Origin of the sequence: Gordonia amicalis NBRC 100051 = JCM 11271 (genome assembly GCF_000332995.1) — a bacterium.
Lineage (GTDB): Bacteria > Actinomycetota > Actinomycetes > Mycobacteriales > Mycobacteriaceae > Gordonia > Gordonia amicalis.
Genome location: NZ_BANS01000027.1, coordinates 1 through 24,999 on the forward strand (window position 1 = coordinate 1; position 24,999 = coordinate 24,999).

Annotated in this window: 23 protein-coding genes, 2 tRNA genes and 1 pseudogene; 11 read left to right on the forward strand and 15 right to left on the reverse strand. The window is 66.6% G+C overall.

The window, feature by feature from the left end:
* Positions 1-303, reverse strand: a pseudogene (locus GOAMI_RS13635) (HNH endonuclease); the annotation flags it as partial.
* Positions 304-628: 325 nt separating this feature from the next.
* On the opposite strand from GOAMI_RS13635, the gene GOAMI_RS13640 reads away from it, so the two are divergent.
* The 3 genes from GOAMI_RS13640 to GOAMI_RS13650 all read left to right on the forward strand — a co-directional run bounded on the left by GOAMI_RS13640 (position 629) and on the right by GOAMI_RS13650 (position 5,509).
* Positions 629-2,557 (forward strand): heavy metal translocating P-type ATPase, encoded by a 1,929-nt coding sequence (locus GOAMI_RS13640; protein WP_006437125.1) that lies wholly within the window; start codon positions 629-631, stop codon positions 2,555-2,557.
* Positions 2,558-3,062: 505 nt separating this feature from the next.
* Positions 3,063-4,511 carry a cutinase family protein gene (locus GOAMI_RS13645; protein WP_247603028.1) on the forward strand — a complete coding sequence of 483 codons (1,449 nt, stop codon included), beginning with the start codon at positions 3,063-3,065 and terminating at the stop codon, positions 4,509-4,511.
* A gap of 377 nt (positions 4,512-4,888) precedes the next feature.
* Positions 4,889-5,509, forward strand: a complete 621-nt coding sequence (locus tag GOAMI_RS13650) for a SipW-dependent-type signal peptide-containing protein (RefSeq protein WP_006437128.1) — start codon at positions 4,889-4,891, stop codon at positions 5,507-5,509.
* A gap of 116 nt (positions 5,510-5,625) precedes the next feature.
* On the opposite strand, the gene GOAMI_RS23490 is transcribed toward GOAMI_RS13650, so the two are convergent.
* Entirely contained in the window at positions 5,626-5,784 is a 159-nt protein-coding gene (locus GOAMI_RS23490) for a hypothetical protein (protein ID WP_182156435.1), read from the reverse strand.
* Between GOAMI_RS23490 and GOAMI_RS13655 the strand changes: the two genes are divergently transcribed.
* Complete coding sequence (locus GOAMI_RS13655; RefSeq protein ID WP_006437129.1) at positions 5,777-6,403, forward strand: signal peptidase I; 627 nt, start codon at positions 5,777-5,779, stop codon at positions 6,401-6,403. The genes GOAMI_RS23490 and GOAMI_RS13655 overlap by 8 nt on opposite strands.
* Before the next feature lie 45 nt (positions 6,404-6,448).
* Positions 6,449-8,086 carry a hypothetical protein gene (locus GOAMI_RS13660; RefSeq protein ID WP_006437130.1) on the forward strand — a complete coding sequence of 546 codons (1,638 nt, stop codon included), beginning with the start codon at positions 6,449-6,451 and terminating at the stop codon, positions 8,084-8,086.
* 63 nt (positions 8,087-8,149) lie between these two features.
* Here the strand turns inward: GOAMI_RS13660 and GOAMI_RS13665 are convergent, their stop codons facing one another.
* From GOAMI_RS13665 to orn, 4 genes are all read right to left on the reverse strand, one after another.
* Positions 8,150-9,463, reverse strand: coding sequence for an RNA polymerase sigma factor (locus tag GOAMI_RS13665; RefSeq protein ID WP_006437131.1), 1,314 nt, complete (start codon positions 9,461-9,463; stop codon positions 8,150-8,152).
* A gap of 3 nt (positions 9,464-9,466) precedes the next feature.
* Positions 9,467-9,826: a YciI family protein gene (locus tag GOAMI_RS13670; protein ID WP_081598247.1), complete on the reverse strand. Its 360-nt coding sequence runs from the start codon at positions 9,824-9,826 to the stop codon at positions 9,467-9,469.
* Between the two features lie 158 nt (positions 9,827-9,984).
* Positions 9,985-10,057 (reverse strand) — tRNA-His (locus GOAMI_RS13675).
* A gap of 101 nt (positions 10,058-10,158) precedes the next feature.
* Entirely contained in the window at positions 10,159-10,758 is a 600-nt protein-coding gene (orn, locus tag GOAMI_RS13680; protein ID WP_006437133.1) for an oligoribonuclease, read from the reverse strand.
* 70 nt (positions 10,759-10,828) lie between these two features.
* On the opposite strand from orn, the gene GOAMI_RS13685 reads away from it, so the two are divergent.
* Positions 10,829-12,427, forward strand: coding sequence for a helicase HerA-like domain-containing protein (locus GOAMI_RS13685; protein WP_006437134.1), 1,599 nt, complete (start codon positions 10,829-10,831; stop codon positions 12,425-12,427).
* 9 nt (positions 12,428-12,436) lie between these two features.
* Here the strand turns inward: GOAMI_RS13685 and cmrA are convergent, their stop codons facing one another.
* From cmrA to GOAMI_RS13700, 3 genes are all read right to left on the reverse strand, one after another.
* Positions 12,437-13,243 (reverse strand): mycolate reductase, encoded by an 807-nt coding sequence (gene cmrA / locus GOAMI_RS13690; protein ID WP_006437135.1) that lies wholly within the window; start codon positions 13,241-13,243, stop codon positions 12,437-12,439.
* Between the two features lie 71 nt (positions 13,244-13,314).
* Positions 13,315-15,378, reverse strand: a complete 2,064-nt coding sequence (locus tag GOAMI_RS13695) for an NADPH-dependent 2,4-dienoyl-CoA reductase (protein WP_006437136.1) — start codon at positions 15,376-15,378, stop codon at positions 13,315-13,317.
* A gap of 79 nt (positions 15,379-15,457) precedes the next feature.
* Entirely contained in the window at positions 15,458-16,006 is a 549-nt protein-coding gene (locus GOAMI_RS13700; protein WP_006437137.1) for a PadR family transcriptional regulator, read from the reverse strand.
* Positions 16,007-16,133: 127 nt separating this feature from the next.
* Here GOAMI_RS13700 and GOAMI_RS13705 point away from each other — a divergent pair, with 127 nt between their 5' ends.
* Positions 16,134-17,432: a uracil-xanthine permease family protein gene (locus GOAMI_RS13705; protein ID WP_006437138.1), complete on the forward strand. Its 1,299-nt coding sequence runs from the start codon at positions 16,134-16,136 to the stop codon at positions 17,430-17,432.
* Positions 17,433-17,450: 18 nt separating this feature from the next.
* Here the strand turns inward: GOAMI_RS13705 and GOAMI_RS13710 are convergent, their stop codons facing one another.
* Positions 17,451-19,148, reverse strand: a complete 1,698-nt coding sequence (locus GOAMI_RS13710) for a hypothetical protein (RefSeq protein WP_006437139.1) — start codon at positions 19,146-19,148, stop codon at positions 17,451-17,453.
* A complete protein-coding gene (locus GOAMI_RS13715; RefSeq protein WP_006437140.1) occupies positions 19,148-19,510 on the reverse strand; it encodes a hypothetical protein in 363 nt (120 codons plus the stop codon). The genes GOAMI_RS13710 and GOAMI_RS13715 overlap by 1 nt, the downstream gene beginning before the upstream one ends.
* 160 nt (positions 19,511-19,670) lie before the next feature.
* Between GOAMI_RS13715 and GOAMI_RS13720 the strand changes: the two genes are divergently transcribed.
* Together GOAMI_RS13720 and GOAMI_RS13725 are read left to right on the forward strand one after the other, a co-directional pair.
* A complete protein-coding gene (locus GOAMI_RS13720; RefSeq protein ID WP_040004835.1) occupies positions 19,671-20,180 on the forward strand; it encodes a GNAT family N-acetyltransferase in 510 nt (169 codons plus the stop codon).
* Positions 20,181-20,257: 77 nt separating this feature from the next.
* The gene (locus tag GOAMI_RS13725) at positions 20,258-20,758 is read left to right on the forward strand and encodes a nitroreductase/quinone reductase family protein (RefSeq protein ID WP_006437142.1); all 501 of its coding nucleotides are present in this window, start codon (positions 20,258-20,260) and stop codon (positions 20,756-20,758) included.
* Positions 20,759-20,806: 48 nt separating this feature from the next.
* Here the strand turns inward: GOAMI_RS13725 and GOAMI_RS13730 are convergent.
* Positions 20,807-20,883, reverse strand: a tRNA-Arg gene (locus GOAMI_RS13730).
* A gap of 130 nt (positions 20,884-21,013) precedes the next feature.
* Between GOAMI_RS13730 and GOAMI_RS13735 the strand changes: the two genes are divergently transcribed.
* Positions 21,014-23,038: a bifunctional copper resistance protein CopD/cytochrome c oxidase assembly protein gene (locus tag GOAMI_RS13735; protein ID WP_006437143.1), complete on the forward strand. Its 2,025-nt coding sequence runs from the start codon at positions 21,014-21,016 to the stop codon at positions 23,036-23,038.
* Between the two features lie 13 nt (positions 23,039-23,051).
* Here the strand turns inward: GOAMI_RS13735 and GOAMI_RS13740 are convergent, their stop codons facing one another.
* A complete protein-coding gene (locus tag GOAMI_RS13740) occupies positions 23,052-23,630 on the reverse strand; it encodes a chorismate mutase (RefSeq protein WP_006437144.1) in 579 nt (192 codons plus the stop codon).
* Between the two features lie 158 nt (positions 23,631-23,788).
* Here GOAMI_RS13740 and GOAMI_RS13745 point away from each other — a divergent pair, with 158 nt between their 5' ends.
* Complete coding sequence (locus GOAMI_RS13745; protein WP_006437145.1) at positions 23,789-24,223, forward strand: single-stranded DNA-binding protein; 435 nt, start codon at positions 23,789-23,791, stop codon at positions 24,221-24,223.
* A gap of 4 nt (positions 24,224-24,227) precedes the next feature.
* Here the strand turns inward: GOAMI_RS13745 and GOAMI_RS13750 are convergent, their stop codons facing one another.
* Together GOAMI_RS13750 and GOAMI_RS13755 are read right to left on the reverse strand one after the other, a co-directional pair.
* The gene (locus GOAMI_RS13750) at positions 24,228-24,641 is read right to left on the reverse strand and encodes an ATP-binding protein (RefSeq protein WP_006437146.1); all 414 of its coding nucleotides are present in this window, start codon (positions 24,639-24,641) and stop codon (positions 24,228-24,230) included.
* Between the two features lie 19 nt (positions 24,642-24,660).
* Positions 24,661-24,999: an STAS domain-containing protein gene (locus GOAMI_RS13755; RefSeq protein ID WP_040004836.1), complete on the reverse strand. Its 339-nt coding sequence runs from the start codon at positions 24,997-24,999 to the stop codon at positions 24,661-24,663.

Here is a 24,999-nt window from a genome sequence, read left to right on the forward strand (position 1 = left end):
TCGCATGGGTTCGGCGATCCGGAGGCGGTGGGTCATGAACTGGATGACGCTGCGGTGCCCGGTCTTTCGGGGTAGGTCACGTTCGGTGGCTTCGGCGACCTGACGGTCCCCGGCAAAACTCAGTCGCGCGATGGCACGTTCGGTCTCGGCGGCGACATCGACCAGTTCGGCATCCGAGCATTGCGTCAGATCGACGGTCTGTAGTTCGGCGGTGATCCGATGGAGTTCACTCACCAGTTCCTTTGCGCGCGAGGGCGGGCCGTCGGCGACACCGGACTCGGAGATTTCGGTCAAGACGGTCACCCCCCGGAAGCCGTTGATACGAATGTATGTTCGACTGTACGCGCAATCACGCTGCCGTGCAACGGCTATCGCCGCCATTCCGGCCATCCCGCATTGTCGGTGGGGTCTGGTATGGGCTCCCCGTCCGGGTCGGAGGTGTCCGACCGGTGGCTCGAGAAATTGGCCCTTACGGTATACCGGTAGGGGGTATATTGTCGACGGCATGAGTGCAACGATGACCCATTCCGGGCGTGAAGCGAAGATGCACGAAGGTCACCAGCATGCTGGTGGCGAACACGGCGGTCACGCCGACCATGTCGGGCAGTTCCGCCGACTGTTCTGGATCATGCTGGTCCTCGCGGTACCGACGGTGGCATTCAACGAGATGTTCGCCCATCTGATCGGCTACTCGTTACCGCATCACGGGTGGGTCATGTGGATCTCACCGGTGCTGGGCTCAGTCATCTATCTCTGGGGCGGTCGCCCGTTCCTCATGGGCGCGGTCGGGGAGATGCGTTCCCGCGCCCCGGGGATGATGCTGCTGATCGGGCTGGCCATCACCGTCGCGTTCGTGGCGTCGTGGGGTGCGAGTCTGGACCTGCTGTCCGCCGAGCTGAACTTCTGGTGGGAGTTGGCGCTCCTCGTCGTGATCATGCTGCTGGGGCATTGGGTCGAGATGCGTGCGCTGGCACAGACGACATCGGCTCTTGACTCGCTGGCCGCGTTGCTACCCGACGAGGCAGAGAAGGTCGACGGCGCCGGAACGGTCGCCGTCGCCGTCGGCGAGCTGGTGGTGGGCGATGTGGTGCTGGTCCGGCCGGGCGCTTCCATCCCGGCCGATGGTGAGATCCTCGACGGTGCCGCCGACATCGACGAGTCGATGATCACCGGTGAGTCGCGCCCGGTGCGACGATCGGTCGGGGAGCACGTGGTCGCCGGCACGGTAGCCACCGATTCGGCGGTTCGGGTGCAGGTCACCGCAATCGGTGACGACACGGCGCTGGCCGGGATCGAACGGCTCGTCGCTCTGGCCCAGGCCTCGTCGTCGCGTGCCCAACGACTTGCCGATCGCGCCGCCGGGTGGCTTTTCTGGTTCGCCGGCGCCGCGGCTGCTGCCACCGCCGTGGTCTGGACCGCGGTCGGAATGCCGGACTCGGCGGTCGTGCGTGTCATCACGGTGCTCGTCATCGCCTGTCCACACGCGCTGGGTCTTGCCATCCCCCTGGTGGTGTCGATCGCGACAGAGCGTGCCGCGCGTGGGGGAGTGCTGATCTCCGACCGGCTCGCCCTCGAGAGCATGCGGTCGGTCGACGCCGTCCTGTTCGACAAGACCGGGACCTTGACCCGCGGAACCCCGACGGTCCGTGGCGTCGAACCCGCCGACGGCCGCACGGCCGACGAGGTCCTGGCGCTGGCCGCGTCGGCGGAGGCCGACAGTGAGCATCCGCTCGCTGTCGCGATCGTCAAGGCCGCACGAGATCGGGGACTGAACGTCTCGCCGGCACAGGATTTCGCTTCGTCACCGGCCGTGGGTGTCTCGGCACGAGTGAACGGAGTCGTCGTGGCGGTCGGCGGGCCGAGGCTGCTCGACAGTTACGCGGCCGTGGAACTCCCGGTCGCCGGGACCTGGCGGAACGACGGGGCGATCATCCTGCACGTCGTCGCCGACGGTGAGGTTGTCGGCGCCCTCGCGCTGACCGACGAGGTGCGTCCGGAATCGCGTGACGCCGTCGACGGCCTGCGTCGGCGTGGGATCGAGGCGGTGATGGTCACCGGGGACGCCCGTGCCGTGGCCGACGACGTGGCTCGCCAGCTGGGGATCGAGCGCGTCTACGCGGGTGTCCGGCCCGAGGACAAGGCCGAGAAGGTGGCCGAATTGCAGCGCGAGGGCAAGCGGGTCGCGATGGTCGGGGACGGGGTGAACGACGCTCCGGCGCTCGCGCAGGCTGACGTGGGTATCACCATCGGCGCGGGTACCGACGTCGCCATCGCCTCCGCGGGTGTGATCCTGGCGTCCTCGGACCCGCGGTCGGTGCTGTCGGTGATCGAACTGTCGCGGGCGAGCTACCGGAAGATGGTGCAGAACCTGTGGTGGGCGGCCGGGTACAACCTGATCTCGGTTCCGCTCGCCGCAGGCGTGCTCGCGCCGGTCGGATTCGTGCTGCCGATGGGCGTCGGCGCGATCCTGATGTCGTTGTCGACGGTCGTCGTCGCGCTCAACGCTCAATTGCTACGCCGACTCGATCTGTCCCCAGGTGGGCAACCGTCCCGGTGAACTGCGACTGAATGAACTGACCGAGCGCTTCCTCTGAGCCCGGACCTGCTGTCCACCGGCGGGATCCGGGCCCTTCGTCGTCGGCCGGGATGGCTCCGACCGCCGGTTTGCCATCCGAAATGGCGAGATTACTCGAGTGATGCCACTCACATGGGGACATTTGTCCAAGGTGCGCACCCGTTTGTTCGGTGATGAGACCCGTTGTGTGGCAGTGGGTTTCGATTTCGTATATGACAGCGGCCGTTTCGGATGCCGAAACTGCAGTTGTCGATTCCTGGAATCGTGCCGCAAGACGCGCAAATTGATATTTGCTGGCCGGTGACACGACGAGAAATAGGAGGTTGAAAATGTCTCGTCTTCGGGCACCCGCCCCGTTCCTGCTCATCGATGCGAAGATTTGTGACATCCACTCATGAATTGCAGCGTCCCTACCCACGCCACACCTCAATCATGTGGCACATCGGCAAATGTGTCGCGGCGTCGTCGAGGCGGCACCATCAAACAATTGTCGTCGGCCTTGATCGGGGTGACCATGACCGCGAGCGTCGTGGTGACCGGATTCGGCGGCGTCGGCGTCGGCGCTGCGATCGCGTCGCCGACCGTTCCCACTTTCAATCTGTTCATTCCCGGGACATGGGAAACGGATGCTGCTGCTGATCCGACCCGCGCCACCGGCGCGCTGGCGGCGGTCGCCGACTCGATCTCGCGCCGGCACGGCGACTCGGCCACCATCTACTTCCTGCCGTACATGGCGCGCGCCTTCGACAACGGCCGGACATACGGTGACAGCAAGGCCACGGCGATCGCGAATGCATCGCGAGTGCTAGCCGACCGTGCGGAGGCCGACCCGGATCTGAAGTTCACGATCAGTGGCTACAGCCAGGGTGCCGACGCCGCCGGCGACCTGGCCGAGGCCATCGGCAATGGTGAAGGACCGATCCCTGCCGACAGGGTTCTTGCCGTCGGTCTCCTGGCCGACCCGGGTAACGGAACCGCCGGTCAGAAGACGGTCGGCCCGACGGCTCGCGGCACGGGGATCGCCGACCCGCGCCCGAGAGGGATGGGGGACCTGTCCGGCAGGGTGACGAGTATCTGTGCCCCGGCCGACCTGTACTGCTCGATAGACAAGCGACGTCATCCCGGCCTGGGGAAGATCGGCACGGTTCTCAGCGAGGGGGCGGAGGAGGTTGCGGACGCGGTCGAGACCGCCATCGACGTCATCGGCACGATCACGAAGATCGACTACGCCGCGCTCGGGGCCGAGATCGGCCGATTGCCGCAGCTCATCGGGATGGGAGACCTCCGTCAGGCCCACCGGGTGGCGGGCCGTCTGAACACTCGGATGCGTCCGTTCGTCAAGCTCGCGGACATGGTGGACTACGCGCGAACGGCACGGGTCCTCGACCTCATCCCGGACCGGACCGGTCTCGCGAAGGTCGGCGCCTCGATCTGCCGGGTGCTCGATCGCGTCGACATCGTGCGTGCCGCGGACCTCGTCGGCGAGGTTCAGGAGCTCACCTGGACTGCGGCAGGGGCGGTGGGGGCACGAGTCGGTGCCGCGTCGCTGCCCACATCCGAGGTCTCGGTCGAGGAGGTCCTGGGCCTGGGGAAGAAGTTGGTGTCGCTGGTCTCGGACTCGTCGGTCGAGGCATCCGGCAACGGGGTGGGCGAAGAGGAATCGGGCACCGGGGTGTTGTCCGAGCTGATCTCGCCCCACTTCAGGGATCTCGGCAAGGAGCTGGCCGAGATCCTCACGAAGCAGGCCATCACGGACCCGGCGTCGTTGATCCGTGACGCCGTCACGGCGAAGGACTTCTACTCGGGCAACGCGCACACGAACTACGCGAAGTTCGTCGTGGACGAGGTCGGTCGCAGCGCGATCGGTTGGCTCGGGGTATGGCTCGCCGAGGCCATCGACAAGGCCGGCTCGAGGTCGGAAGCCGGTTCCCGGTAGGGGTCAGCACGAGTCGGCGGCGTCTGCACGGGCCCTACTGCCCGATTCTTCGAGGGCCTTTGTCGCGAGCTCACACTGATCGCCCACCTGGATGACAACGGCCATTGTCGGTTTCCATCGGTCGTTGTCATTATTGCAATGATTGTTGTCGCAAATTTCGGGCCACTAACGAACTGGGTCGAATGTCCATTGGGTGATTAGTTCAAACGATCTACAAAAAGGGCGACAGATGTATTCAGAATAGTGGAACGAATGACCTAGATGCGGTGATCGAATTCACGTCGCTAATGTCGAGAAACCGGCAATAACAATCGCCAGAAGATCTAAATTACTCCTCGGTAGCAATAGGCTGCCCCCCGCAGAACGATGGACGGAAGATGACTGACAACCAGACCCCCACCAGTGCCCCTCTGACCGACGAGCGCAACCGAAAGAACCGCAAGCGCAAGGCCATCCTCGCCTCGGGCGCGGTCCTCGGCGTCGGCGCCGTGGTCACCCTCGCCGCGTGGAACGACACCGTGTTCAGCAACGGGACCTTCGGTATCGGCGACACCGCCTGGAACGTGCAGGGCAGCGTCAACGGGACGGACTTCCTGGAGTACGAGACCAGCCCCGGTGGCACCGTCGCGTTCACTGTCGACCCCGCGGTCGACGCGTCGAACCTGATGCCCGGACAGACCGCGAAGGGCAAGTTCTGGCTGAAGGAGACCAAGGGCAATCTGGATGCCACGATCACGATCCAGCCGACTGTGGTCGATCCCGCTGCCAACTCCCTCGCTGCTGCCCTCCGGGTGACCATCACCGCCGACGGTGTGCCCGTGGTCTCGAATCAGGCGCTCAGCGCCTCGGGAACTGCGACACCGTTTGTCATCGTCGCAGGTGACACCGCTGAGCTCGAGTTCCAGGTGACCCTGCCGGCGAATGCCAACCCGAACGCGATCACCAACACGACCACTCAGGCGATCTGGGAGATGAAGGCACAGAGCGCGGAAGCCTGATGAGCTGCCTCGATCCGGTGGCGTGGCGATCCTTCCCACCCCGACTCGTCGCCGGATCGAGGCTTTCGTCCGTCCCGTAGTTGTGTTGCCCGCCAACGAATCCTGGCCCCGAGACCTCAGAGAGACGGCCCGATGACGACCACCGCGAAGCCCGGCACCGACGAGTCCGAGACGTACACGTCGGGGATTCGGGATTCGTGGACCGCGACCGCACCGAGGCGGATCGGGACACCCGATTCGATCGCGGCCTGGCCATCGACTCCTCGGATGTTCATCCCCGCGTCGGACGCGGTCACCCAGCCGCTTCACCTCGTCACACCCCCGGCGACAGCGGTCCCGGGGGAGCCTGCCGAAACACCGGTCGCCGCATCCGTTCCCCGGTCCGGCGCGCACTCGGCGATCGCCAAGCTCGGAGATTGGGTGCTGAACATCCTCGCGGTCTTCGGCGTGCTGTGCATCGCGCTGACCATCCTCGCCTTCGTCGGCAATTACACGATCATCCTGTTCAAGACCGGCTCGATGGATCCGACGATCCCGCAGGGGTCGGTCGCTGTCGTCCACGAGATTCCGGCCACCGAGGTGAAGGTCGGCGACGTCATCACCGTCGATCGTGAACCCGGCCTGAAGCCGATCACCCACCGCGTCATCGCGGTAGAGCAACTGGGCGGCGGCGAGGCGCTCATCTCGATGCAGGGCGACGCCAATCCCAATCCTGATCCGGAGCCGTACCGCGAGAGCACGGTGCGCAAAGTCGTCTGGCACATACCGGGTCTCGCGAAGCAGGTCGTCTGGTTGTCGAATCCCTACGTTCTGGGCGGCATCACCCTGGGCGCCGCGCTCCTCGTGCTGTGGGCGTTCTGGCCGAGAGCCGAGACCGCTCGACGCAGACACTGACCGGCACCTCACCGGCACACCACAACCACGGAAACACAACGGCGTATGAGCATGCATCTCACCAAGCGCAGCAAGATCCTTGTCGCCACCGTCGGCGTCGTCGCGATCCTCGGCGTCATCGCGCAGGCCACCGGCGTGCTGGCCGCGTGGAACGACAAGGTCTGGGGGAACTCGAGTTTCACGCGGGCTGCCAATCTCGAGGGGTATGCCCGGTCGACGACCGCACACGCATACACCAATCGTGCGATCACCAGTGGCGAGTTCACGGCGACGAACGCCACCCACACCCACGTGAATCCCGGCTCCACCCTGATTCCCAGCGCGACCGGCTGGACCCATGCCTCGAGTACCGGAATCCTGCTGCTGGGAACGGTGGCGGCGGACGGCCGGTCGTCGGCGACGTACACGATGAACGGCAGTGTCGTGACGGCCACCGCTGCGTCGAACGCCAAGAACATCGAGCTCTTCCCGACCGGCTTTGCCTCTGTGCTGAACACCGACAACAGCCAGTATTCGGCCTCGGTGAGCTGCTCGTCCAGCAACTGGGGCGGGACCGTCTCCACCAATGCAGTGGCCCCGGCCGGAGGCAACTTCCGGGTCGGGCTCACCAACTCCTACGCTGTTCCGGCCGCGAACCAGACCACCACCATCGATTCGCTCGCCGTCGGGTTTCGAGTGCAGGGAACCCTCAAGAGCGTGGTGACCACTACCGCGAAACATGCACTGTCCACCCTGATCCTCGACGTGGACATCAAGACCGCGATCACACAGGCCACCGTGTGGACGGTCACTGTGCAGTTCGTCCGCGCCGAGTGCGGCATCGGTGAACCGCTTCCGAGCGCCGGCGTCCAGACTGCGGCGGCACGGATAGCCCGCCTCGCCCCGAGTTCGTCGAGCACAGCGCCCTCGGAGTCGGCGGTGAGTTCCAGTGCGGAGAGTTCGGAACCGGCGAGTCCCGACAGTGAATCTGCGTCCTCGGGGTCGGAGAGTTCCTCGGCAGCCGACTCGGAGTCCAAGGGTTCTTCGTCGGCGACACCCTCCGCCGGCGAGAGTGCAGATGCCCCGGTTCTGAAGGAGGGGCCGACGACACCGACCGACGTCGACGTAGGGAGTAGTTTCCCGGTGATCGCCACCGACGGCACCGATCTCGGTACGGCGACCTTCCAGAAGATAGAGTCCACCGCACCGTCGGACGGGGCCCGGGCGACGATCGCGGTCAAGATGACGGTCACGACATCCGACGCCGAGGGCGACGGACGGTTGTCGTCGATCGCCTGGGACGACTTCGCCCCGCTGGTCGGGGGAGTGCAACAGGCGGCCGGAGAAGCCGCTGCCGAGGGGCCGCCGCTACCGGCGCAACTCGAGCCGGGTGGGACCTACACCGGATGGGTGGCGTTCACGGTGCCGAGCGCTGCGGGTAGCGCCATCTGGAAGGTCTCGGGCACATCGGGATTCACGTTCGTCCTGCCGGAGCCCACGGTCCCGGTGACGTCGACGACCTCGCAGCCCGCACCCGTTGCCGAGGCACCGGAGACGGGCGCACCGGAAACGAGTGAGCCGGCCGCCGACGCACCGGAGGCCGACGCGTCCGTGCCCGAGGACTCCGACCCGGTACCCACCCCGGAGAAGACCAGCTCAGGGTCGGGTTTCGACGATTCGTCGGCCTCTTCCGGAAGTGAGTAGCCCGCCTCTGATCCCGTTGTGTCTTTGCCCGCCAAGCGGGCCGAAACACAACGGGATTCGCTATCACAATGAGTTGTCTCCAGGATGGTCTGTCTGCACCAACCCGGCGAGAGCGCTTGCCAGATAGTCGTCTTCGGCCTCGTTGCCGGGCAGGTCGAGTGCGCGTCGGTAGGCGTCGGCCGCACCGTCATGGTCGTCCAGCTCTTCGAGCGTGAGCGCGCGTGCGACGTGGAACGGGCGATACCGGTCGAGAGCGGGGTTCGACGCCAGGCGGTCGAGCATCGCCAGTCCGCGCGTCGGACCGAACGCCCGGCCGACGGCGACGGCTCGTCCCACCCGCACAACCGGTCCCGGGTCGTGGGTTTCCAGCATGCGATACAGAACCGCGATCTGCGCCCAGTCGGTAGCGTCTGAGGTCGCCGCCTCGGCGTGGACCGCAGCGATTGCCGCCTGGACCGTGTACGCGCCCGCGCCCCGTTCTGCGGCAGCCGATTCCGCCAGCATCGTTCCTTCCTCGATGAGCCGTGCATCCCATCGGGTCCGGTCCTGGTCGGACAACGGAATCGGACGACCCGAAGGCTCCACCCGTGCCGGCCGCCGCGACTCGGTGAGCAACAGCAGCGCGAGCAGCCCGGACGTCTCGGCGCGGGGGAGTAGGCCATGCAGAGTCCGCGCGAGCGAGATGGCCTCGACGGTGATGTCGTCGCGGATGTGCTCGCTGCCCGTGGACCGTGCGTAGCCTTCCGAATACGTCAGGTACACAACTCGTAAGACGCCACCGAGTCGTTCAGGTAGGTCATCGGGACGCGGCGGATGGAAGGGGACACCGAGTGTTCTGATCCGGTTCTTCGCGCGCACCAGCCGTTGCTGTGCGGTGGGAACCGGGATCAGGAGTGCGTGCGCGACCTCGGGTGTGGTGAGACCGGCGACGAATCGCAACATGAGAGCGATCCGATCGTCGACCCGCAGCACCGGGTGGGTGTAGGCGAAGAACATGCCGAGGCGTTCGTCGGGTAGTGGCATCGGCACGGTGTCGGCCGGGTCACCGAAGTCGGCCGGAATGGGTGCGCGATCCGAATCGGTCTGCAGCTGCGCGAGTTTCCCGGCGAGCACGTTCTCCCGCCGCAAGGCGTCGAGCACCCGACGTTTGGCAGTCGTCGTCAGCCACGCCTCCGGCGACTCGGGGACGCCGGTCCGCGGCCAGGTCACCAACGCCTGTGCCAGAGCATCCTGCAAGGCGTCCTCGGCACGATCGAGGTCGCCGAATCTCTTGGTGAGAGTGGCGATGACGCGCGTGCGGACGTCGCGGTCGACAGCGGCCACCGCTCGACGGGTCACGAACTCCGCGCCCGTCGAGCGGTCCGATGGTCCGGTCACGGCTCAGTACGGTGCGAGCGGCCGGATCTCCACGTGCCCTCCCGGCGCCGAACCAGGGCTTCGACGGGCCCAGTCGATCGCCTCATCGATGTCGGCGACGTCGATGACGTACACGCCGCCGACGAACTCGCGCACCTCGGCGAACGGACCGGACGATGCCACGACACGTTCGCCGCTCCCATCCGTGTGCACGACTGCGCGTTCGTCCTCGAGGGCGAACGAGCTGACCACGACGCCGGCCTTGGTGATCTCCTCGTCGAAGGCGAAGAACTCTTCGGGCGTGGCGCCGCCGTCCTCGCCGCACGCCGGGGCGTCGACATGTCCCATGAGCAGCAGTGCGTACTTCATCGTTCCTCCAGTCATCTGCCGCCGGACCGGAGTGGCCCGACACCATGGTGACGTACGGATGACTCGGATATCGACAGCCGCAGACAACTGGTTATCCCGACGGACTGGCTCCCGACGCGGTGACCTGTGAAACGAAAAGTGGGAGGTCCGAAAACGGACCTCCCACTCGTCGGGGTGGATGACGGGACTCGAACCCGCGACAGCCAGGATCACAACCTGGTGCTCTACCAACTGAACTACATCCACCATCGGCGCCGGAAACCTGGGCTTTCACCCGGGCCTCAGAGCCAAGAACACTCTAGCGGGTCGATGCCTCAGAACTCCAATCGGTTTTCTGACCTGGGCTTTCAGGTGGGCCCGAGGTCCTTGACGATGTTCGCCAACGCGTCGACGTCGGGGCCGGGCGTCGGCACGAACGCCGCCGCGCGGTAGTAACGGAGCTCGCGGATCGACTCGCGGATGTCGGCGAGTGCGCGGTGGGCGAGGCCCTTCTCGGGCTGGCCGAAGTACACGCGCGGGTACCAGCGGCGGCACAGTTCCTTGATGGAACTGACGTCGACCATCCGATAGTGCAGGTAGGCGTCGAGTTCGGGCATGTCGCGGGCGATGAAACCGCGGTCGGTGGCGATCGAGTTGCCGGCCAGCGGGACGGCTCCGGGCGTCGTCACGTGTTTGCGGATGTAGTCGAGGACCATCTTCTCGGCCTCGGCGAGAGTGACGGTGGACTTGCGTACCTCGTCGGTGAGGCCGGAGTCCGCATGCATCTTGGTCACGACGTCGGGCATCGACGCGAGAGCCTCGTCGTCGGCGTGGATGACGACGTCGACGCCGTCACCCAGGATGTTGAGGTCACCGTCGGTGACCAGGGCCGCGATCTCGATCAGCTTGTCCGATTCGAGTCGGAGGCCGGTCATCTCGCAATCTATCCACACCAGTTTGTCCTGCACCCGACAACCTTAGCCAACCGTCACGACAAGCCCGCGTGAGACGCGGAACAGCGAACCGACCCGGGCTATCGTGTCCCTCGTGACCGAAGCCCTCAGCCCTGCTCAGACGATCGCCGCCGGCTACGCCTTCACCTCGACCGCGCTCGAACTGGGGACGGTGTCGGTGGACGGTCAGGTCGATCCCACCGCCTCGGTCCGCATCCCGCTCGCGATGATGAACCGGCACGGCCTGGTCGCCGGGGCCACGGGTACCGGCAAGACGAAAACGCTGCAGTTGCTGGCCGAACAGCTCTCCGCCAACGGGGTGCCCGTGGTGATGGCCGACATCAAGGGCGACCTGTCGGGACTGAGTCGCGAGGGCGTCAGCAGCGACAAGATCGTCGAACGCGCACAGCAGACCGGCGATGCCTGGCGGCCGGCCTCCCATCCGGTGGAATTCGTCTCGCTCGGGTCCACCGGCATCGGTGTGCCCATCCGGGCGACGATCACGTCGTTCGGTCCGATCCTGCTCTCGAAGGTGTTGGGACTCAACGACACCCAGGAGTCCACTCTCGGGCTCATCTTCCATTGGGCGGACAAGAAGGGCCTGCCGCTGCTCGACCTGAAGGATCTGCGGTCGGTCATCGCCTTCCTCACCGGCGACGAGGGCAAGGCGGAGCTGAAGAACATCGGCGGGGTCTCCCGCCAGACCGCGGGCGTGATCCTGCGTGCGCTCACCAATCTCGAGGCCGACGGCGGCGACACCTTCTTCGGTGAGCCCGAGGTGGAACCCGCCGACCTGATCCGGCTCGCGGCCGACGGCCGCGGCATCATCACGCTTTTCGAACTCGGTGCGCAGGCCGCCCGTCCGGCGCTCTTCTCGACGTTTCTCATGTGGATTCTGGCCGACCTCTTCGAGTTCCTGCCGGAGGTCGGCGACCTCGACAAGCCGAAGCTGGTCTTCATCTTCGACGAGTCGCATCTGCTGTTCGACGACGCGTCCAAGGCGTTCGACGACCAGGTCGTGCAGACGGTGAAGCTGATCCGTTCGAAGGGCGTGGGCGTGTTCTTCTGCTCTCAGCTGCCCACCGACATCCCCAACGAGGTGCTCTCGCAGCTCGGCGCCCGTATCCAGCATGCGTTGCGCGCCTTCACCCCTGACGATCAGAAGGCGCTGAGGAAGACGGTCAAGACCTATCCGGTGTCGGAGATCTACCAGCTCGAGCAGGTCCTCACGTCGCTGGGTACGGGCGAGGCCGTGGTGACGGTGTTGTCGGAGAAGGGTGCGCCGACGCCGGTCGCGTGGACGGTGGTGCGCCCGCCGCGTTCGTCGATGGATGCCATCGGGGCGGAGGCGATCACGGCTGCGGCCACGACGAGTCCGTTGTACGCCAAGTACGGGCAGTCGATAGATCGCGAGTCGGCCTACGAGATGCTCGCCGCGAACACCCTGTCACCCGGGGAGTCCGCCGACGCGCCGGCCCCCGTGCCGGTACCGTCACCCGCCCCTGCACCGAAACGGGCTCCGGCACCGACACAGGCACCGAAGCCGGCACCCGAGGAGCCGGACATCATCACCGAGGTGCTGACCAGCAAGCCGGTCCAGAGCTTCCTCCGTTCGGCGGCCAGTGCCGCGGGACGCGAGTTCAGTCGCGCGATCTTCGGTACGGGTCGACGTCGCCGGCGGTGAGGAGTCTCGCTACTCGGCGCTGAACTTCCGGTAGAAACCGCCGACGATGGGCGCGACCACGGCGCGCGGGGTGTACCCACCGGCGACCGACATCGCCTTGGACAGCGTTCCCGGCACGACACGCATCTTGTTGTGCGCCAACGCGTCCAGGCTCATCTCCGCGACCTTGGCCGACGAGTGCCAGAGGAAATCGGGGACGACCTTGTCCACGATCGACGCCTCGTCGGGCGACGGGGTGTGAGTCCGGACGGGTCCTGGCGCGAGAAGCGTGACGTGGACGCCCTGCGCGGAGACCTCGCCGCGCAACGACTCGCTGAAGGTGTTCACGAAGGCCTTCGACGCCGCATAGGTGGCGTTGTTGGGGATCGGCATGTTGCCGGCTGCCGAGCCCACCATGAGAATGCCGCCGGAACCGCGCTTGACCATTTGGGGGAGCACCGCGAGGGTCAGGTCGTGAACGGCGTTGACGTTCAGCAGGACCTGGGCCCGTTCGTATTCGGCGTCGAGGTCGGCGACGGGGCCGAAGGTGGCGATGCCGGCGTTGTTGCACAGGATCGAGATCTCGCGGCCGGCGAATTCCGCGGCGAGGACCGCGACATTGGTGGGGTCGGACAGATCGACGGCGCGGACCTCGACGGCCACCTGATGCGCTGTGCGCAGCTCGCCGGCGAGTTCTTCGAGGAGGTCGCCGCGACGGGCGACGAGGATGACCGAATGGCCGCGGGCGGCCAGTGCCCGGGCGAGCTCGCGGCCGATGCCCGACGAGGCTCCGGTGACGACGGCGCGGGCGTTTGCTGAAGGCGGCGGTACCGGCATGGGGCAATCGTAGCCGTCGCTGTGCTCCGGCCCGGAAAGCCGGAGCACAGCGACGTCGATGTCGTGCGAGGTCAGTCGATACCGGCGGCGACCTCGGTGCCCTGCCGGATCGCGCGCTTGGCGTCGAGCTCGCCCGCGTAGTCGGCCCCGCCGATCACATGGGTCGTGACCCCGGCGAGGGTCAGCGGATCGATGAGCTCGCGCACCGATTCCTGGCCGGCGCAGATCACCACGTTGTCGACCTCGAGGACCCGGGTCTCCTTCACGTTGCCCTCGTCGTCGCGGAAGCTGAGGTGTAGTCCCTGGTCGTCGAGCTTGTCGTAGGTTGCGCCGCTGATCTGCTCGACGCCCTTCATCTTCATCGTGGCGCGGTGCACCCAGCCGGTCGTCTTGCCGAGCGTCTTGCCCTGCTTACCGGACTTGCGCTGCACCATGTAGACCTGACGCACGGCGGGCAGGGGACGGGGCTTGGTGACGAAACCGGGCTTCTCCGGATCGTCGGTGACGCCCCATTCCTGTTCCCATTCCTTCAGATTCAGCGTCGGCGACTCGTCGGTGGTGAGGAATTCGCTGACGTCGAAGCCGATACCGCCGGCACCGATGACGGCGACGCGCTTGCCGATCTCGCGGTGGCCGAGCACGGCGTCGGCGTAGGACATCGCCATGGGGTGGTCGACGCCGGGGAAGTTCGGGATACGCGGCACGACGCCGGTGGCGACGATGACGTCGTCGAATTTCTCGGCGATGATCGTGTCCGCGTCGACCCGGGTGTTGAGTCGGACGTCGACGCCGAGGACCTCGAGTTTGCGGGTGAAGTAGCGGATCGTCTCGTTGAACTCCTCCTTGCCCGGGATGCGGGCGGCGATGGAGAACTGGCCGCCGATGGACTTGCCGCCCTCGAAGAGAGTCACCTTGTGGCCGCGTTCGGCGCTCGCCACGGCGGCCGACAGGCCGGCCGGTCCGGCGCCGACGACGGCCACCCGCTTGGCCTTGCGGGTCGGGCTGAGGATCAGCGTGGTCTCACGCCCGGCGCGCGGATTGACCAGGCACGACACCTTCTTGCCGACGAAGGCGTGGTCGAGGCAGGCCTGGTTGCAGCCGATGCAGGTGTTGATCTCGTCGGCGCGTCCCTCGCGGGCCTTGTTCGCCAGATGCGGGTCGGCGAGGAACGGGCGGGCCATCTGGATGGCGTCGACGCGGCCGTTGCCGAGGATCTCCTCGGCGAACTCTGCGGTGTTGATGCGGTTGGCGGCGATCAGCGGGATGGACACCTCGTCGCGGAGACGCTCGGTGAACTTCACGAATGCGCCACGCGGGACCGAGGTCACGATGGTGGGGACCTGTGCCTCGTGCCAGCCGATGTCGGTGTTGATCGCGTCGACGCCGAACTCCTCGGCCTTGCGTGCCATGAGGGCGATCTCGTCCCAGGTCTGTCCCTTGCGGATCAGGTCGGCGACGGACTGGCGCAGGATGATCGGGAAGTCGCGGGGAACCTGACGCCGGATCTCCTTGATGACCTCGACCAGGAAGCGCTGCCGGTTCTCGGTGTTGCCGCCCCACTTGTCGGTGCGGTCATTGGTGTGGGGGCAGAGGAACTGGTTGATCAGGTAGCCCTCGCCGCCCATGATCTCGATCGCGTCGTATCCGGCCTTGCGCGCCAGCTTCGCCGACTGGCCGAAGGACTTGATCACATGCCGAATGATCGGCTCGGTCATGCGCAGGTGCTTGAACGGGTGGATCGGCGAGGGCTCCTTGCCCGGCGCGACCTTGAAAGGGGTGTACCCGTAGCGTCCGGCGTGGATGAGCTGCATGGCGATCTTGCCGCCCTCGTCGTGCACCGCCTTGGTGACGCGCTGGTGACGCTTCCAGTCGACGACGTTGGTCATCTTGCCGCCGGCGAAGGCGAGCAGACCGGTGCGGCTGGTGCCGAAACCGCCGGTGATGATCAGTCCCGCACCACCTTTGGCGCGCTCGGCGAAATAGGCGGCCAGTTTGTCGGTGTCCCAGAGCCGATCCTCGAGACCGGTGTGCATCGACCCCATCACGAGACGGTTCTCGATGGTCATGCCGCCGATCTGGAGCGGGGTGAACAGATGCGGATAATGCGGATTGGGTTGTGCCGTGTGGGCTGACATGGCGCGACCTTTCATCTCGGTGTCGTCGTATCGCTTCGGGTGGGTGTTGCTTTCGTGCAGTTGCCGTCGGGTGACGTGATCACCTGCCGGCGAGTTCGCGTTCGAGTGCGGGGATGACCTCGTCACACCACTCGATGTAGCTCTCCTCCTGGCGGATGCCGCCGCGCAAGACGAGGTACCGGTGCAGCTTGCGGCCCGTGAGGGTATCGGGCTCGGGGTAGTAGTCCGCCTGGAAACCCTTGTACAGCTTCAGCAGCGCGAGGTGTTCGTCGCGGTGTGCCTTGAACTCGCCGATGATGGCGGCGAGGTCGCCGAACTCCGCGGCGCGAAGCTTCACGCCGATGTCGCTGCGCAACGGTTGCCGGGGAGTGGGACTCATCGCCCACTGCGCCAACGCATCCCGGCCGGCGTCGGAGATGGTGTAGACCTTCTTGTCCGGACGGCCGTCCTGGCTGATCGACTCGACGCTGACCAGTCCGTCGTCGAGGAGCTTTTTGAGCGTCCGGTAGATCTGCTGGTGGGTGGCCGACCAGAAGTAGCCGATGGACCGGTCGAATTGCTGACCGATCTCGTAACCCGTGCCGGGCCGCTCAGCCAGCGACACGAGGATCGCATGTTCGAGCGCCATGTGGGCACGCTAACACTGCAACAGTGCACTATGCAACAAGGTGTATATGAGTCTTGTTGCATATGCGCGGGGGGCGTGGCCGGGGTGAGGAGAGCGGGCGAGCCGTGAGTACCGCAAACTATTGCGCATGACCGAACCGGGGACGAGATCCCAGAACTTGCTGTCGTGGACGCTCACGACGAACACCGTGGTGGCACCGGAGGAACGCCTGACGTGGCCGCGGACCGTGAGCATCGGACTGCAGCATGTGGTCGCGATGTTCGGCGCGACCTTCCTGGTGCCGGTGCTGACCGGGTTCCCGCCGTCGACGACCCTGTTCTTCTCGGGTGTCGGCACCATCCTCTTCCTGCTGATCACCCGCAACCGGCTGCCCAGCTACCTCGGCTCGAGCTTCGCGATCATCGCCCCGGTCACGGCCGCGGTCGCCTCCGACGGTGCGTCGTCGGCTCTCGGTGGCCTCGTCGCCGTCGGCGCTCTACTCGTCATCATCGGCCTGATCAGCCACTTCGCCGGTGTGAAGTGGATCGAGACGCTGATGCCGCCGGTGGTCACCGGCACGATCGTCGCATTGATCGGACTCAATCTCGCTCCGGCCGCGAAGAACAATTTCGTCGCCGACCCCGTCCTCGCGACCATCGTGCTCGTCCTGCTCGTGGCGTCGGCGGTGCTGTTCCGCGGGTTGCTGGGTCGTCTCGCGATCTTCCTCAGCGTCGCCGTCGGTTATCTGCTGGCACTCCTGCTCGACTGGGTCGACTCCGACAACGACTACATCGACACCTCGGGGATCGGCGACGCCGCGTGGATCGGCCTGCCCGACTTCCAGACCCCGACCCTCGACCTCGGCGTGCTGCCGCTGTTCCTGCCCGTGGTCCTGGTGCTCGTCGTCGAGAACATCGGTCACGTGAAGTCGGTCGCGATGATGACCGGCAAGGACTACGACGACACGATGGGCCGTGCGCTCGCCGCCGACGGTCTGGCAACGATGCTCGCGGGCAGCGGTGGCGGGTCGGCGACGACCACCTACGCCGAGAACATCGGCGTGATGTCGGCGACCAAGGTGTATTCGACGGCGGCCTACTGGGTGGCCGGTGCGGCCGCGATCCTGCTCGGCCTCTCGCCGAAGATCGGTGCCGTGATCGCCGCCATCCCGCCGGGCGTCCTGGGCGGCGTCACCACCGCGCTCTACGGTCTGGTCGGCATCATCGGCGTCCAGATCTGGGTGACCAACAAGGTCGACTTCTCCAAGCCCATCAACCAGTTCACCGCCGCGATTCCGCTCATCATCGGCATCGCCGACTACACCTGGCAGATCGGCGATCTGGTGTTCGCGGGGATCTCGCTGGGTTCGGTGGCCGCACTGGTGATCTATCACTCCATGCGGATCATCGGTGGCTGGCGGGGGACGGTGGTTCCCGACAAGAGCTGATCGACCGATGGACGGCGGTCACCACGGGAGTCGCAGTGGTATGTCGGGGATGGGGCCCGGCAGGTCCACGTCGCCGTCGGCGCGGTCGTTGAGCAGATACAGCCACCACAGCGGGGCGAACGCGGCACCGGGTGGAGGTGGCGGGAGCTCGGGCACATCGGGCTTTCGCGGGACATAGAGCTCGGGCGGTTGACCGGTGATGACCTTCACCATGTTCCGGAAGGCCGTCGAGTCCGGGTCGTTCCAGTAGCCGCCATGTGTCTTGACCCCGCTGTCATACCGGCGGCCGTCGATCTCGACGGTGCCGGTGTCCAACCGCCGCACGCCGGGTGCGGAATCGGGGTCGGAGCCATGTGGATTGCCGGGTAGGGATTGCGCATAGTGGATCGGATCGCCCGGGAAGGTCAGTGAATAACGTTCGACGCCGCCCGGGTGGGGCAGATCGTGCACTCCGGTGCCGGCCGACGACGCATAGATGACGCGATCCGGTGTCAGTCCGAGTTGTTCGGCCGTGCCGACGACCGATCCGCCGTACGAGTGGCCTATGTAGGTGGTGCTCGCCCCGGGCGCATGGTGGGCGATCTCGGCGTCGAGTTCGGATCCGAACAGTGCGAGCCGATGCGCCATGGCGGCGGCGAAGGCCGGACTCGTGGCGGCGCGAAGATCTCTCGGCAGATCACCGTCGAGGTAGAGGAACACCGGCCCGTTGGTCTGGGCGGCGAGTTCGGCTGCGGCACGACGGTTGTCGCCGCCGGCGGTGTCGACGGTGGTGCCCGTTCCCGGGACGTACGTGGCGACGTTCCTGATACCGGGACGCAGAGATCCGATCATCTCGACGGTGCGACCCCGCGGTGTGTTCACGAAGGTCACGAACTGCCGCTCGACCAGGCCGTCGTCACCGGCGTGAGGCACCGGAGCGGTCGGATCGCTTGTCTGCGTCAACATGTCTCGCAGCGTTCGCGCTCGACGGCCCTCGCCCCGGCCGGCCTGGATCTCGTCGACGAGGGCGTTGCGGATGTTGATCTCGTTGGCCTGAATGCGGAGGTCGAAGGGAACGCCCGGAAGGTTGCCCATGACATGTGGATTCGCCTGCACCAGGCGGCGAACGTCGTCGGGTGCCATTCGTTCGAGAACGGTGCGGATCTGGGAGGGCGTCAAGCTCTCGAGGGTGCGTACCGCGGCGTCGGCGTCCATCGTTCGGTTGCCGGGCAGGGTGACCTCGGGTTGGCCGTCGACCATCGATGCGAGATCGGCGGCGAACCCGACGAGTCGGGCGCCGTAGCGTTCGTCGAGGGTGTCGATCGTGGTGAGTCCCGAGTCGATGCTGTCGGTGAGCTCGGCGGCGGTCAGGTCGCGAAGGGGATCGGGATGGGTGACGGTCCCGTCGTCGGCGACGAGGAACCCGTCATCGGTCGCGGCGTCGACGAGTCGCAGGACGTGATCGCGGGCGTGGGTGAGATCGGTCCCGGCGTCGGAGGCCTCGTCGGCGATCATCTGCAGGACGTTGCGGACCTCGCCGGCGTGATCGTGCTCCTGCCAGATCCGTCGATGTGCGGCGTCGTGGGTTCGGCCACGCCAAGCCGCGGCGGAATCGAACCTCGCGACGGCGCGGTCGAGTCCGGTGTCGAGGGTCTCGGCGGTGACTGCGGCCGCCGTTCCCGCGTCGCAGAAGGACTGCGGGTCCCACCTGCGTAACGCCGAGATCGTCGGGCGCATCAGCGATTCCGGAGCGAGTCGAGCTTCGACGCGGCTCGGGTGTCGGTGGTGATCGTCGTCGACACGAAGGCGTCGAGGATCTCGCTCATCGCGATCAGACGGTTTCCGATCGACTCGGCGGCGCGTCGTGCGGGTTCGGCCGTGTCGCGAAGTGCATGCGCGACCCGACTCGACGAGCCCCGGGCGTCGCCGATGGCCGCGGTGTCGATCGCGTGGACGGCGATGCCGTTGGCGCGCCACGAGGTGACGACTCCCTCGATCTCGGCCGGCGACACCCCGAAAGTGTCGTCGGGCGTCCGGTTTCCGCGGTCGGGCGATGGAATCCGAAGTGGGAGAGTGGGAATGGTGAACGGGAGCGTCATGATCCTCCGTGGCGTGATCCTCGAGGACTGCGACCACCCGGAGAGGTGGTGCGATTCTTGGACGCGCGGCGCGCCTCGCCGGTTCCGAAAAGGGTTTCGCCGCGAAAGTGTCCGGGGGCTACGTTTGGGGACACTCAGCCACACCGGACGGGAGACACCGATGCCGCAGCAGGCCTGGCGTACGAGAGCGGAGCGGGCTGACGACGTCGCCCGCGTCCACGAGATCAACGCCGACGCCTTCGAGAGGCCGGAGGAGGCCGAGCTGGTCGACGTACTGCGAGCCGACCCGGCGTGGATCGACGGACTGTCCATGGTCTCCGTCGACGACGACGATCGACCGGTCGGCTACGCACTGTTGACGCGGTGTCACATCGGTCACGCCCCGGCGCTCTGCCTCGCGCCCTGCTCGGTGGTCACTGCGCACCAGCGCACGGGTGCCGGTTCGGCAACGATCATCGCGGCCCTCGACGCCGCGCGTGCGATGGGGGAGAGCACCGTCGTTGTGCTCGGTCACGCTGACTACTACCCGCGTTTCGGCTTCCGACGAGCCGTCGACCACGGCGTCCGGCTGAGCATCGAGGTGCCCGAAGAGGCCCTGATGGTGCTCAGCCTCGACGGCAGCGACGTCCCGTCCGGGACGGTCCGCTACGCGGCTCCGTTCGGACTCTGAGCGACCCCTGGTAGTGCAGAGAAGGTAGTACGAAAAGAGCAGTTAACAGACTGTTTTCGGGGACTATTGTCAGATTCGTGCCCCTGCACGACGTCGATCCGGCGATGAAACGGAGCTTCGTCTACCGGGCCAACGAGCGATTCGGACGGTCACGGTGGGGCAGAGGCTATGCCCTCCGCTACGGCCACCGGCTCGATCCGCACATCTATCGAGCCACCGGGGGGCGCTATTTGTGGATCATCGGCGCGATGGCCACCGCTCCGCTCGTGACCACCGGCGCCAGGTCGGGGCTGAGGAGAGAGGTTCAGCTCGCGTACTTCCACGACGGGCCGGACGTCATCCTCATCGCGTCGAACGGCGGCGGGGACAGGCATCCGCACTGGTATCACAACCTGAAGGCACACCCGGAGTGCGAGCTCGGAGACGAGAGATTCCGCGCTGCCGAAGTCATCGACACCGACGAACGCGATCGCCTCTTCGGACTCGCCGACCGTGTCTTCTCCGGCTACACCGAGTACCGGGTGAAGGCTGCATCGATCGGCCGTCAGATTCCGATCTTCCGGCTCGAGCCGCGCTGACATCCGCACGGAGGACGTGACTCCGACCGGAGGTCGGCACAAATGTGATGGTGCCCCCGGCAGGACTCGAACCTGCGACCTAGGGATTAGAAGGCCCTTGCTCTATCCACCTGAGCTACGGAGGCTGACCGGCGCACGTGGCGTCGGGCACATGGAGTTTACGACATGACTCCACACCCGCTGCAGGTGTGCCGCACACCACGGCGTCACCAGGTCGGACGGTGTGTCATCCGTGCCCGGACCTACAGTTGAGTAATGACCCGCACGTCGACGTCCGCCTCGCCGGATCAGAATCGCGACGCGATGAACGAACCGCGCGGCGTCGTCTCCGCGGTCCTCTGGGCGTTGGGATGGCTCGCCGCGATCGTGGCCGTCGCCGTCACCGCCGTGTCCGCGTCCACCGCCCTCAAGCTGACCGGCGTCCCCGACCCGGGGCCGCTCACGACCTACGGTCTTCCGACGCTCACGGCGATCGGTGAGTTCGCGGCCGCGATCGCCCTTGGGTGTGCAGTGTTCGCCGCGTTCTTCGTGCCACCGCAGTCCGACCACGTGCTCGACGTCGGCGGCTATCGCGCCATCCGGATCGCAGCCTCATCGGCACTGGTGTGGTCGGTGTGCGCGCTGCTGCTGATGCCGCTCTCGGCGTCGGAGGTCAGCGGGTCGCCGCTGTCGGAGGCGATCAAACCGGCCAACCTGATCAATGCATACGGCCAGGTCGCCGAGGTGCGCACCTGGTTCTGGACGGCGGTGTTCGCCCTGGTCGCCGCAGTCATCGCGCGGATGGTCCTCAAGTGGGGTCCGACGGTCGCGGTCATCGTGTTCATGATCTTCAGCCTGATGCCGTCGGCGCTCGCCGGGCACTCGTCGTCGGGCGGCAACCACGACATCGCCACCAACAGCCTCATCCTGCACCTGGTCGGGGCGACGCTGTGGCTCGGTGGTCTCGCCGCCGTCGTGGTCTATGCGCTCGCGTCGGGCCGTTGGCGTGCACTGGCTGTTCGACGCTTCTCCCGGGTCGCCTTCTGGTGCATCATCGTCGTCGGCCTCAGCGGCGTGATCAACGCCGCTGTCCGCGTGCCCCTCGATCAGCTCTTCTCCGACACCTACGGTCAGCTCGTCCTCGCCAAGGTCGCGGCGCTCGTCGTGCTCGGAGCTCTCGGTGCGTGGCACCGCCGCGTGACCATCGCGCAGCTCGAATTGGAGGAACGGCCCTCGCTGTTGGTGCGGTTCGGACTCGTGGAGTTGGCCGTCTTCGCGGCCACCTTCGGTCTGGCGGTAGGCCTGAGCCGGACCCCGCCGCCGGCCCTGGACACTGCGAACGTCTCCGCGGTCGAGAACACCATCGGCTACGACATCGACAGTCCGCCGACCTTCGCCCGGTTCTTCACCGACTGGCGTTTCGACCTCATCTTCGGTCTCGCCGCCATCGTCCTGGCACTCGTGTACATCCGCGGCGTCGTGCGGTTGAAGCGCCGCGGCGACGACTGGCCGATCGGCCGCACCTTCGCGTGGCTCCTCGGATGTCTGCTGCTTCTCCTGGCGACCTCGTCGGGTCTCGGTCGATACGGCCCGGCGATGTTCAGCATCCACATGATCGCCCACATGCTGATGTCGATGATGATCCCCGTGCTGCTGGTCCTGGGCGGTCCGGTGACCCTGGCACTCCGCGCGCTGCCACCCGCCGGCCGCGGCAACCCACCCGGGCCGCGCGAGTGGATTCAGGCAGGTGTCCACTCGGCGCCGTCGCGCATCCTCACGCACCCGCTGATTGCGGCCGTCATGTTCGTCGGCAGCTTCTACATCCTCTACCTCGGCGGCCTGTACGAGGCGGTGGTCCAGTACCACGCGGCACACCTGCTGATGAACCTGCACTTCCTGCTCAGCGGCTACCTGTTCTACTGGCTCGTCATCGGCATCGACCCCGCGCCCCGTCAGGTGAAACCCGTGGCCAAACTGGGGATCGTGCTGGGCTCCTTGCCTTTCCACGCCTTCTTCGGGGTGGCACTGATGATGACCACCGCCGTCATCGCCGAGAGCTACTACCGCGGCCTGCACCTGCCGTGGACCTACAACCTCTTCGACGACCAGCGCGTCGGCGGCGGAATCGCCTGGGCTGCGGGCGAGATCCCCCTCGTCGTCATCATGCTGGCGCTGCTGGTCCAGTGGCAGCGCAGCGACACCCGCCAGGCCAAACGCTACGACCGCAACGCGATCCGCGACCACGATGCCGAACTCGAGAGCTACAACGACATGCTCAAGGAACTCAACAAGCGCGGCTGACTCGTCACGGTCCTCAGCTCGAGCCGGTCGAGACCGCACAGACGGATGCCCCGGCCTGGACCAGCGCGGCGACGTGGAGCGGATCGAAACCGATGCCGGCGGCGGTGCGCGTGGTCGCGACGGTCAGCTCCGGAGGGCATCGGAGGGTCGTCACGAGGCCGTGGGTCGCCGCGAGTTCGTCGACGATCGCAACATTGAACTCGTTGATCGCCGCCCGGACCGGACCGAGATCCGGTGTCGCGGGTGGGGCCGTCTGCCCGGGTAGCCGCCACTGGGCGAACAGCCCGCGCTGCACGGTCTTGCTCGCCTCGATCTGGTCGCGGAACACGCCGCGTACGTAGGCGGGGTCGAGGTCCCGATCGAGGGCCAGCTGCGACACGGTGTCGAGGACGATCTGTTCGCGTGCCGGATCGTCGATGGCCGCGCCGGACGCCCACTTCGTCGCGGCCACAGTGTCCGCCAGGGCGAGGCGGCCGGCGATCGCGTCGGTCAGTCCGGACAACCCGGGGGCCGGTGCCGCCGCGGACAAGGGCGGCGCAACCAACATCGTGGCCGCCGCGATCAGACCCACCAGGAAGACTCGTGCTCGCATTTCGCGATCCTATGGGCGAAACGCCAGAGGCACCGGCGATCTGTGGGTAACCCGAAGAGAGTTCTCCACAGCCCGATCGGGTCCCCGTCTCCGACCCTCGTCCGGCGAGATGCTGATGCGGCCACACTTCCCGTGGCCGACACCAGTAGGAGACGACCATGTTTGAGACGTACACGACTGTCATAGGAACCGTTGTGTCCGAGCCCCGCCGACGCCAGACCACCACCGGCGAGGACGTGATCTCGTTCCGCGTGGCCTGCACCTCGCGCCGCATCGACAAGCGCACCGGCGAGTGGATGGACGGGCCGACGCTGTATCTGACGGTGAGCTGCTGGCGCCGACTCCTCGCCGGCGTCGGCCTTGCCATCGCGAAGGGTCGCCCGGTCATGGCCCACGGTCAGATCAAGACCAACGAATATCCCGCGGCCGACGGTTCGCGCCGCTCCGACCTCGAGATGACCGCCGTCGCAGTGGGACTCGACCTGAGCCGCTGCATCGTCACCTATCGGGGCACGCCGTCGTCGGAACGGGTCGTCGAGGCCGCGGCGCCGGTCGACGACCGGCGGGCGACGGAAACCCCGTCGGCTGCATGAGACCTCAGGCGGTCCGGTTGCGGACCAGTCGCCAGTGGTTGTGGCCGTCGGCGCGCCGGTAGGACAACTCGTCGAGGATCTGGATGGCGATGGCGAGCCCGCGGCCACGCTCGGCGACGTCGTCGGGCAGGCTCACCGCGTCGAGATCGACGCGGGCCGGGTGACCATCGTCGCTGTAGCGACCCTCGATCCGGTCCGCGGCGACCTCGAGTTCGAGTCGCAGGCTCACCCGGCTGCCGTCCCGGGCGTGCTCGATGATGTTCGCGCCGATCTCGGCCAGGGCCAGTTCGAACTGCATGGCGTCCATGTCGTCGATCGGGCAGGCGCGCAACAGATCCGCGAGCAACTCGTGAATGTGCTCGAGGGTCTCGTCCGAGGTGACCTCGTCGAGAACCCGCCTCCCGCCGGTCTCGGTCATGAGAGTGACCCGTCGGCTCTCACTCGGGACCGAACGCGGTGTCCGCGGACTCGTGAACGCGCAGAACCCGATTGAGATTGGTCAACTCGAGAACGGTGACGACCTGTTCGGTGGGAGCCGCGATCCGCAGGTCGCCACCAGCCTGTCGCGCGATCTTCAGGCCGGACACGAGGGCACCCAGACCGGACGAGTCGATGAACTCCGTACCGGACAGATCGACGACGATGCGGGAAGATCCGGCGCCGACGAGTTCGTGCAACTGATCGCGCAGCTTGGGGGCGGCGACCATGTTGAGCCGTCCCTCCGGCCTGATCGCCACGGCATCGCCGTCGACGGCACGACTCGCGAATCTCGTCAT

What these genes read in the sequence shown, in the direction of transcription:
- GOAMI_RS13640 (WP_006437125.1), top strand. Translation starts at nt 629, where the DNA reads ATGCTGGTCCTCGCGGTACCGACGGTGGCATTCAACGAGATGTTCGCC.
- GOAMI_RS13650 (WP_006437128.1), top strand. Translation starts at nt 4,889, where the DNA reads ATGACTGACAACCAGACCCCCACCAGTGCCCCTCTGACCGACGAGCGC.
- GOAMI_RS13655 (WP_006437129.1), top strand. Translation starts at nt 5,777, where the DNA reads ATGTTCATCCCCGCGTCGGACGCGGTCACCCAGCCGCTTCACCTCGTC.
- GOAMI_RS23490 (WP_182156435.1), bottom strand. Translation starts at nt 5,784, where the DNA reads ATGAACATCCGAGGAGTCGATGGCCAGGCCGCGATCGAATCGGGTGTC.
- GOAMI_RS13660 (WP_006437130.1), top strand. Translation starts at nt 6,449, where the DNA reads ATGAGCATGCATCTCACCAAGCGCAGCAAGATCCTTGTCGCCACCGTC.
- GOAMI_RS13670 (WP_081598247.1), bottom strand. Translation starts at nt 9,826, where the DNA reads ATGACTGGAGGAACGATGAAGTACGCACTGCTGCTCATGGGACATGTC.
- cmrA (WP_006437135.1), bottom strand. Translation starts at nt 13,243, where the DNA reads ATGCCGGTACCGCCGCCTTCAGCAAACGCCCGCGCCGTCGTCACCGGA.
- GOAMI_RS13695 (WP_006437136.1), bottom strand. Translation starts at nt 15,378, where the DNA reads ATGTCAGCCCACACGGCACAACCCAATCCGCATTATCCGCATCTGTTC.
- GOAMI_RS13700 (WP_006437137.1), bottom strand. Translation starts at nt 16,006, where the DNA reads ATGGCGCTCGAACATGCGATCCTCGTGTCGCTGGCTGAGCGGCCCGGC.
- GOAMI_RS13705 (WP_006437138.1), top strand. Translation starts at nt 16,134, where the DNA reads ATGACCGAACCGGGGACGAGATCCCAGAACTTGCTGTCGTGGACGCTC.
- GOAMI_RS13710 (WP_006437139.1), bottom strand. Translation starts at nt 19,148, where the DNA reads ATGCGCCCGACGATCTCGGCGTTACGCAGGTGGGACCCGCAGTCCTTC.
- GOAMI_RS13715 (WP_006437140.1), bottom strand. Translation starts at nt 19,510, where the DNA reads ATGACGCTCCCGTTCACCATTCCCACTCTCCCACTTCGGATTCCATCG.
- GOAMI_RS13720 (WP_040004835.1), top strand. Translation starts at nt 19,671, where the DNA reads ATGCCGCAGCAGGCCTGGCGTACGAGAGCGGAGCGGGCTGACGACGTC.
- GOAMI_RS13735 (WP_006437143.1), top strand. Translation starts at nt 21,014, where the DNA reads ATGACCCGCACGTCGACGTCCGCCTCGCCGGATCAGAATCGCGACGCG.
- GOAMI_RS13740 (WP_006437144.1), bottom strand. Translation starts at nt 23,630, where the DNA reads ATGCGAGCACGAGTCTTCCTGGTGGGTCTGATCGCGGCGGCCACGATG.
- GOAMI_RS13745 (WP_006437145.1), top strand. Translation starts at nt 23,789, where the DNA reads ATGTTTGAGACGTACACGACTGTCATAGGAACCGTTGTGTCCGAGCCC.
- GOAMI_RS13750 (WP_006437146.1), bottom strand. Translation starts at nt 24,641, where the DNA reads ATGACCGAGACCGGCGGGAGGCGGGTTCTCGACGAGGTCACCTCGGAC.
- GOAMI_RS13755 (WP_040004836.1), bottom strand. Translation starts at nt 24,999, where the DNA reads ATGACGAGATTCGCGAGTCGTGCCGTCGACGGCGATGCCGTGGCGATC.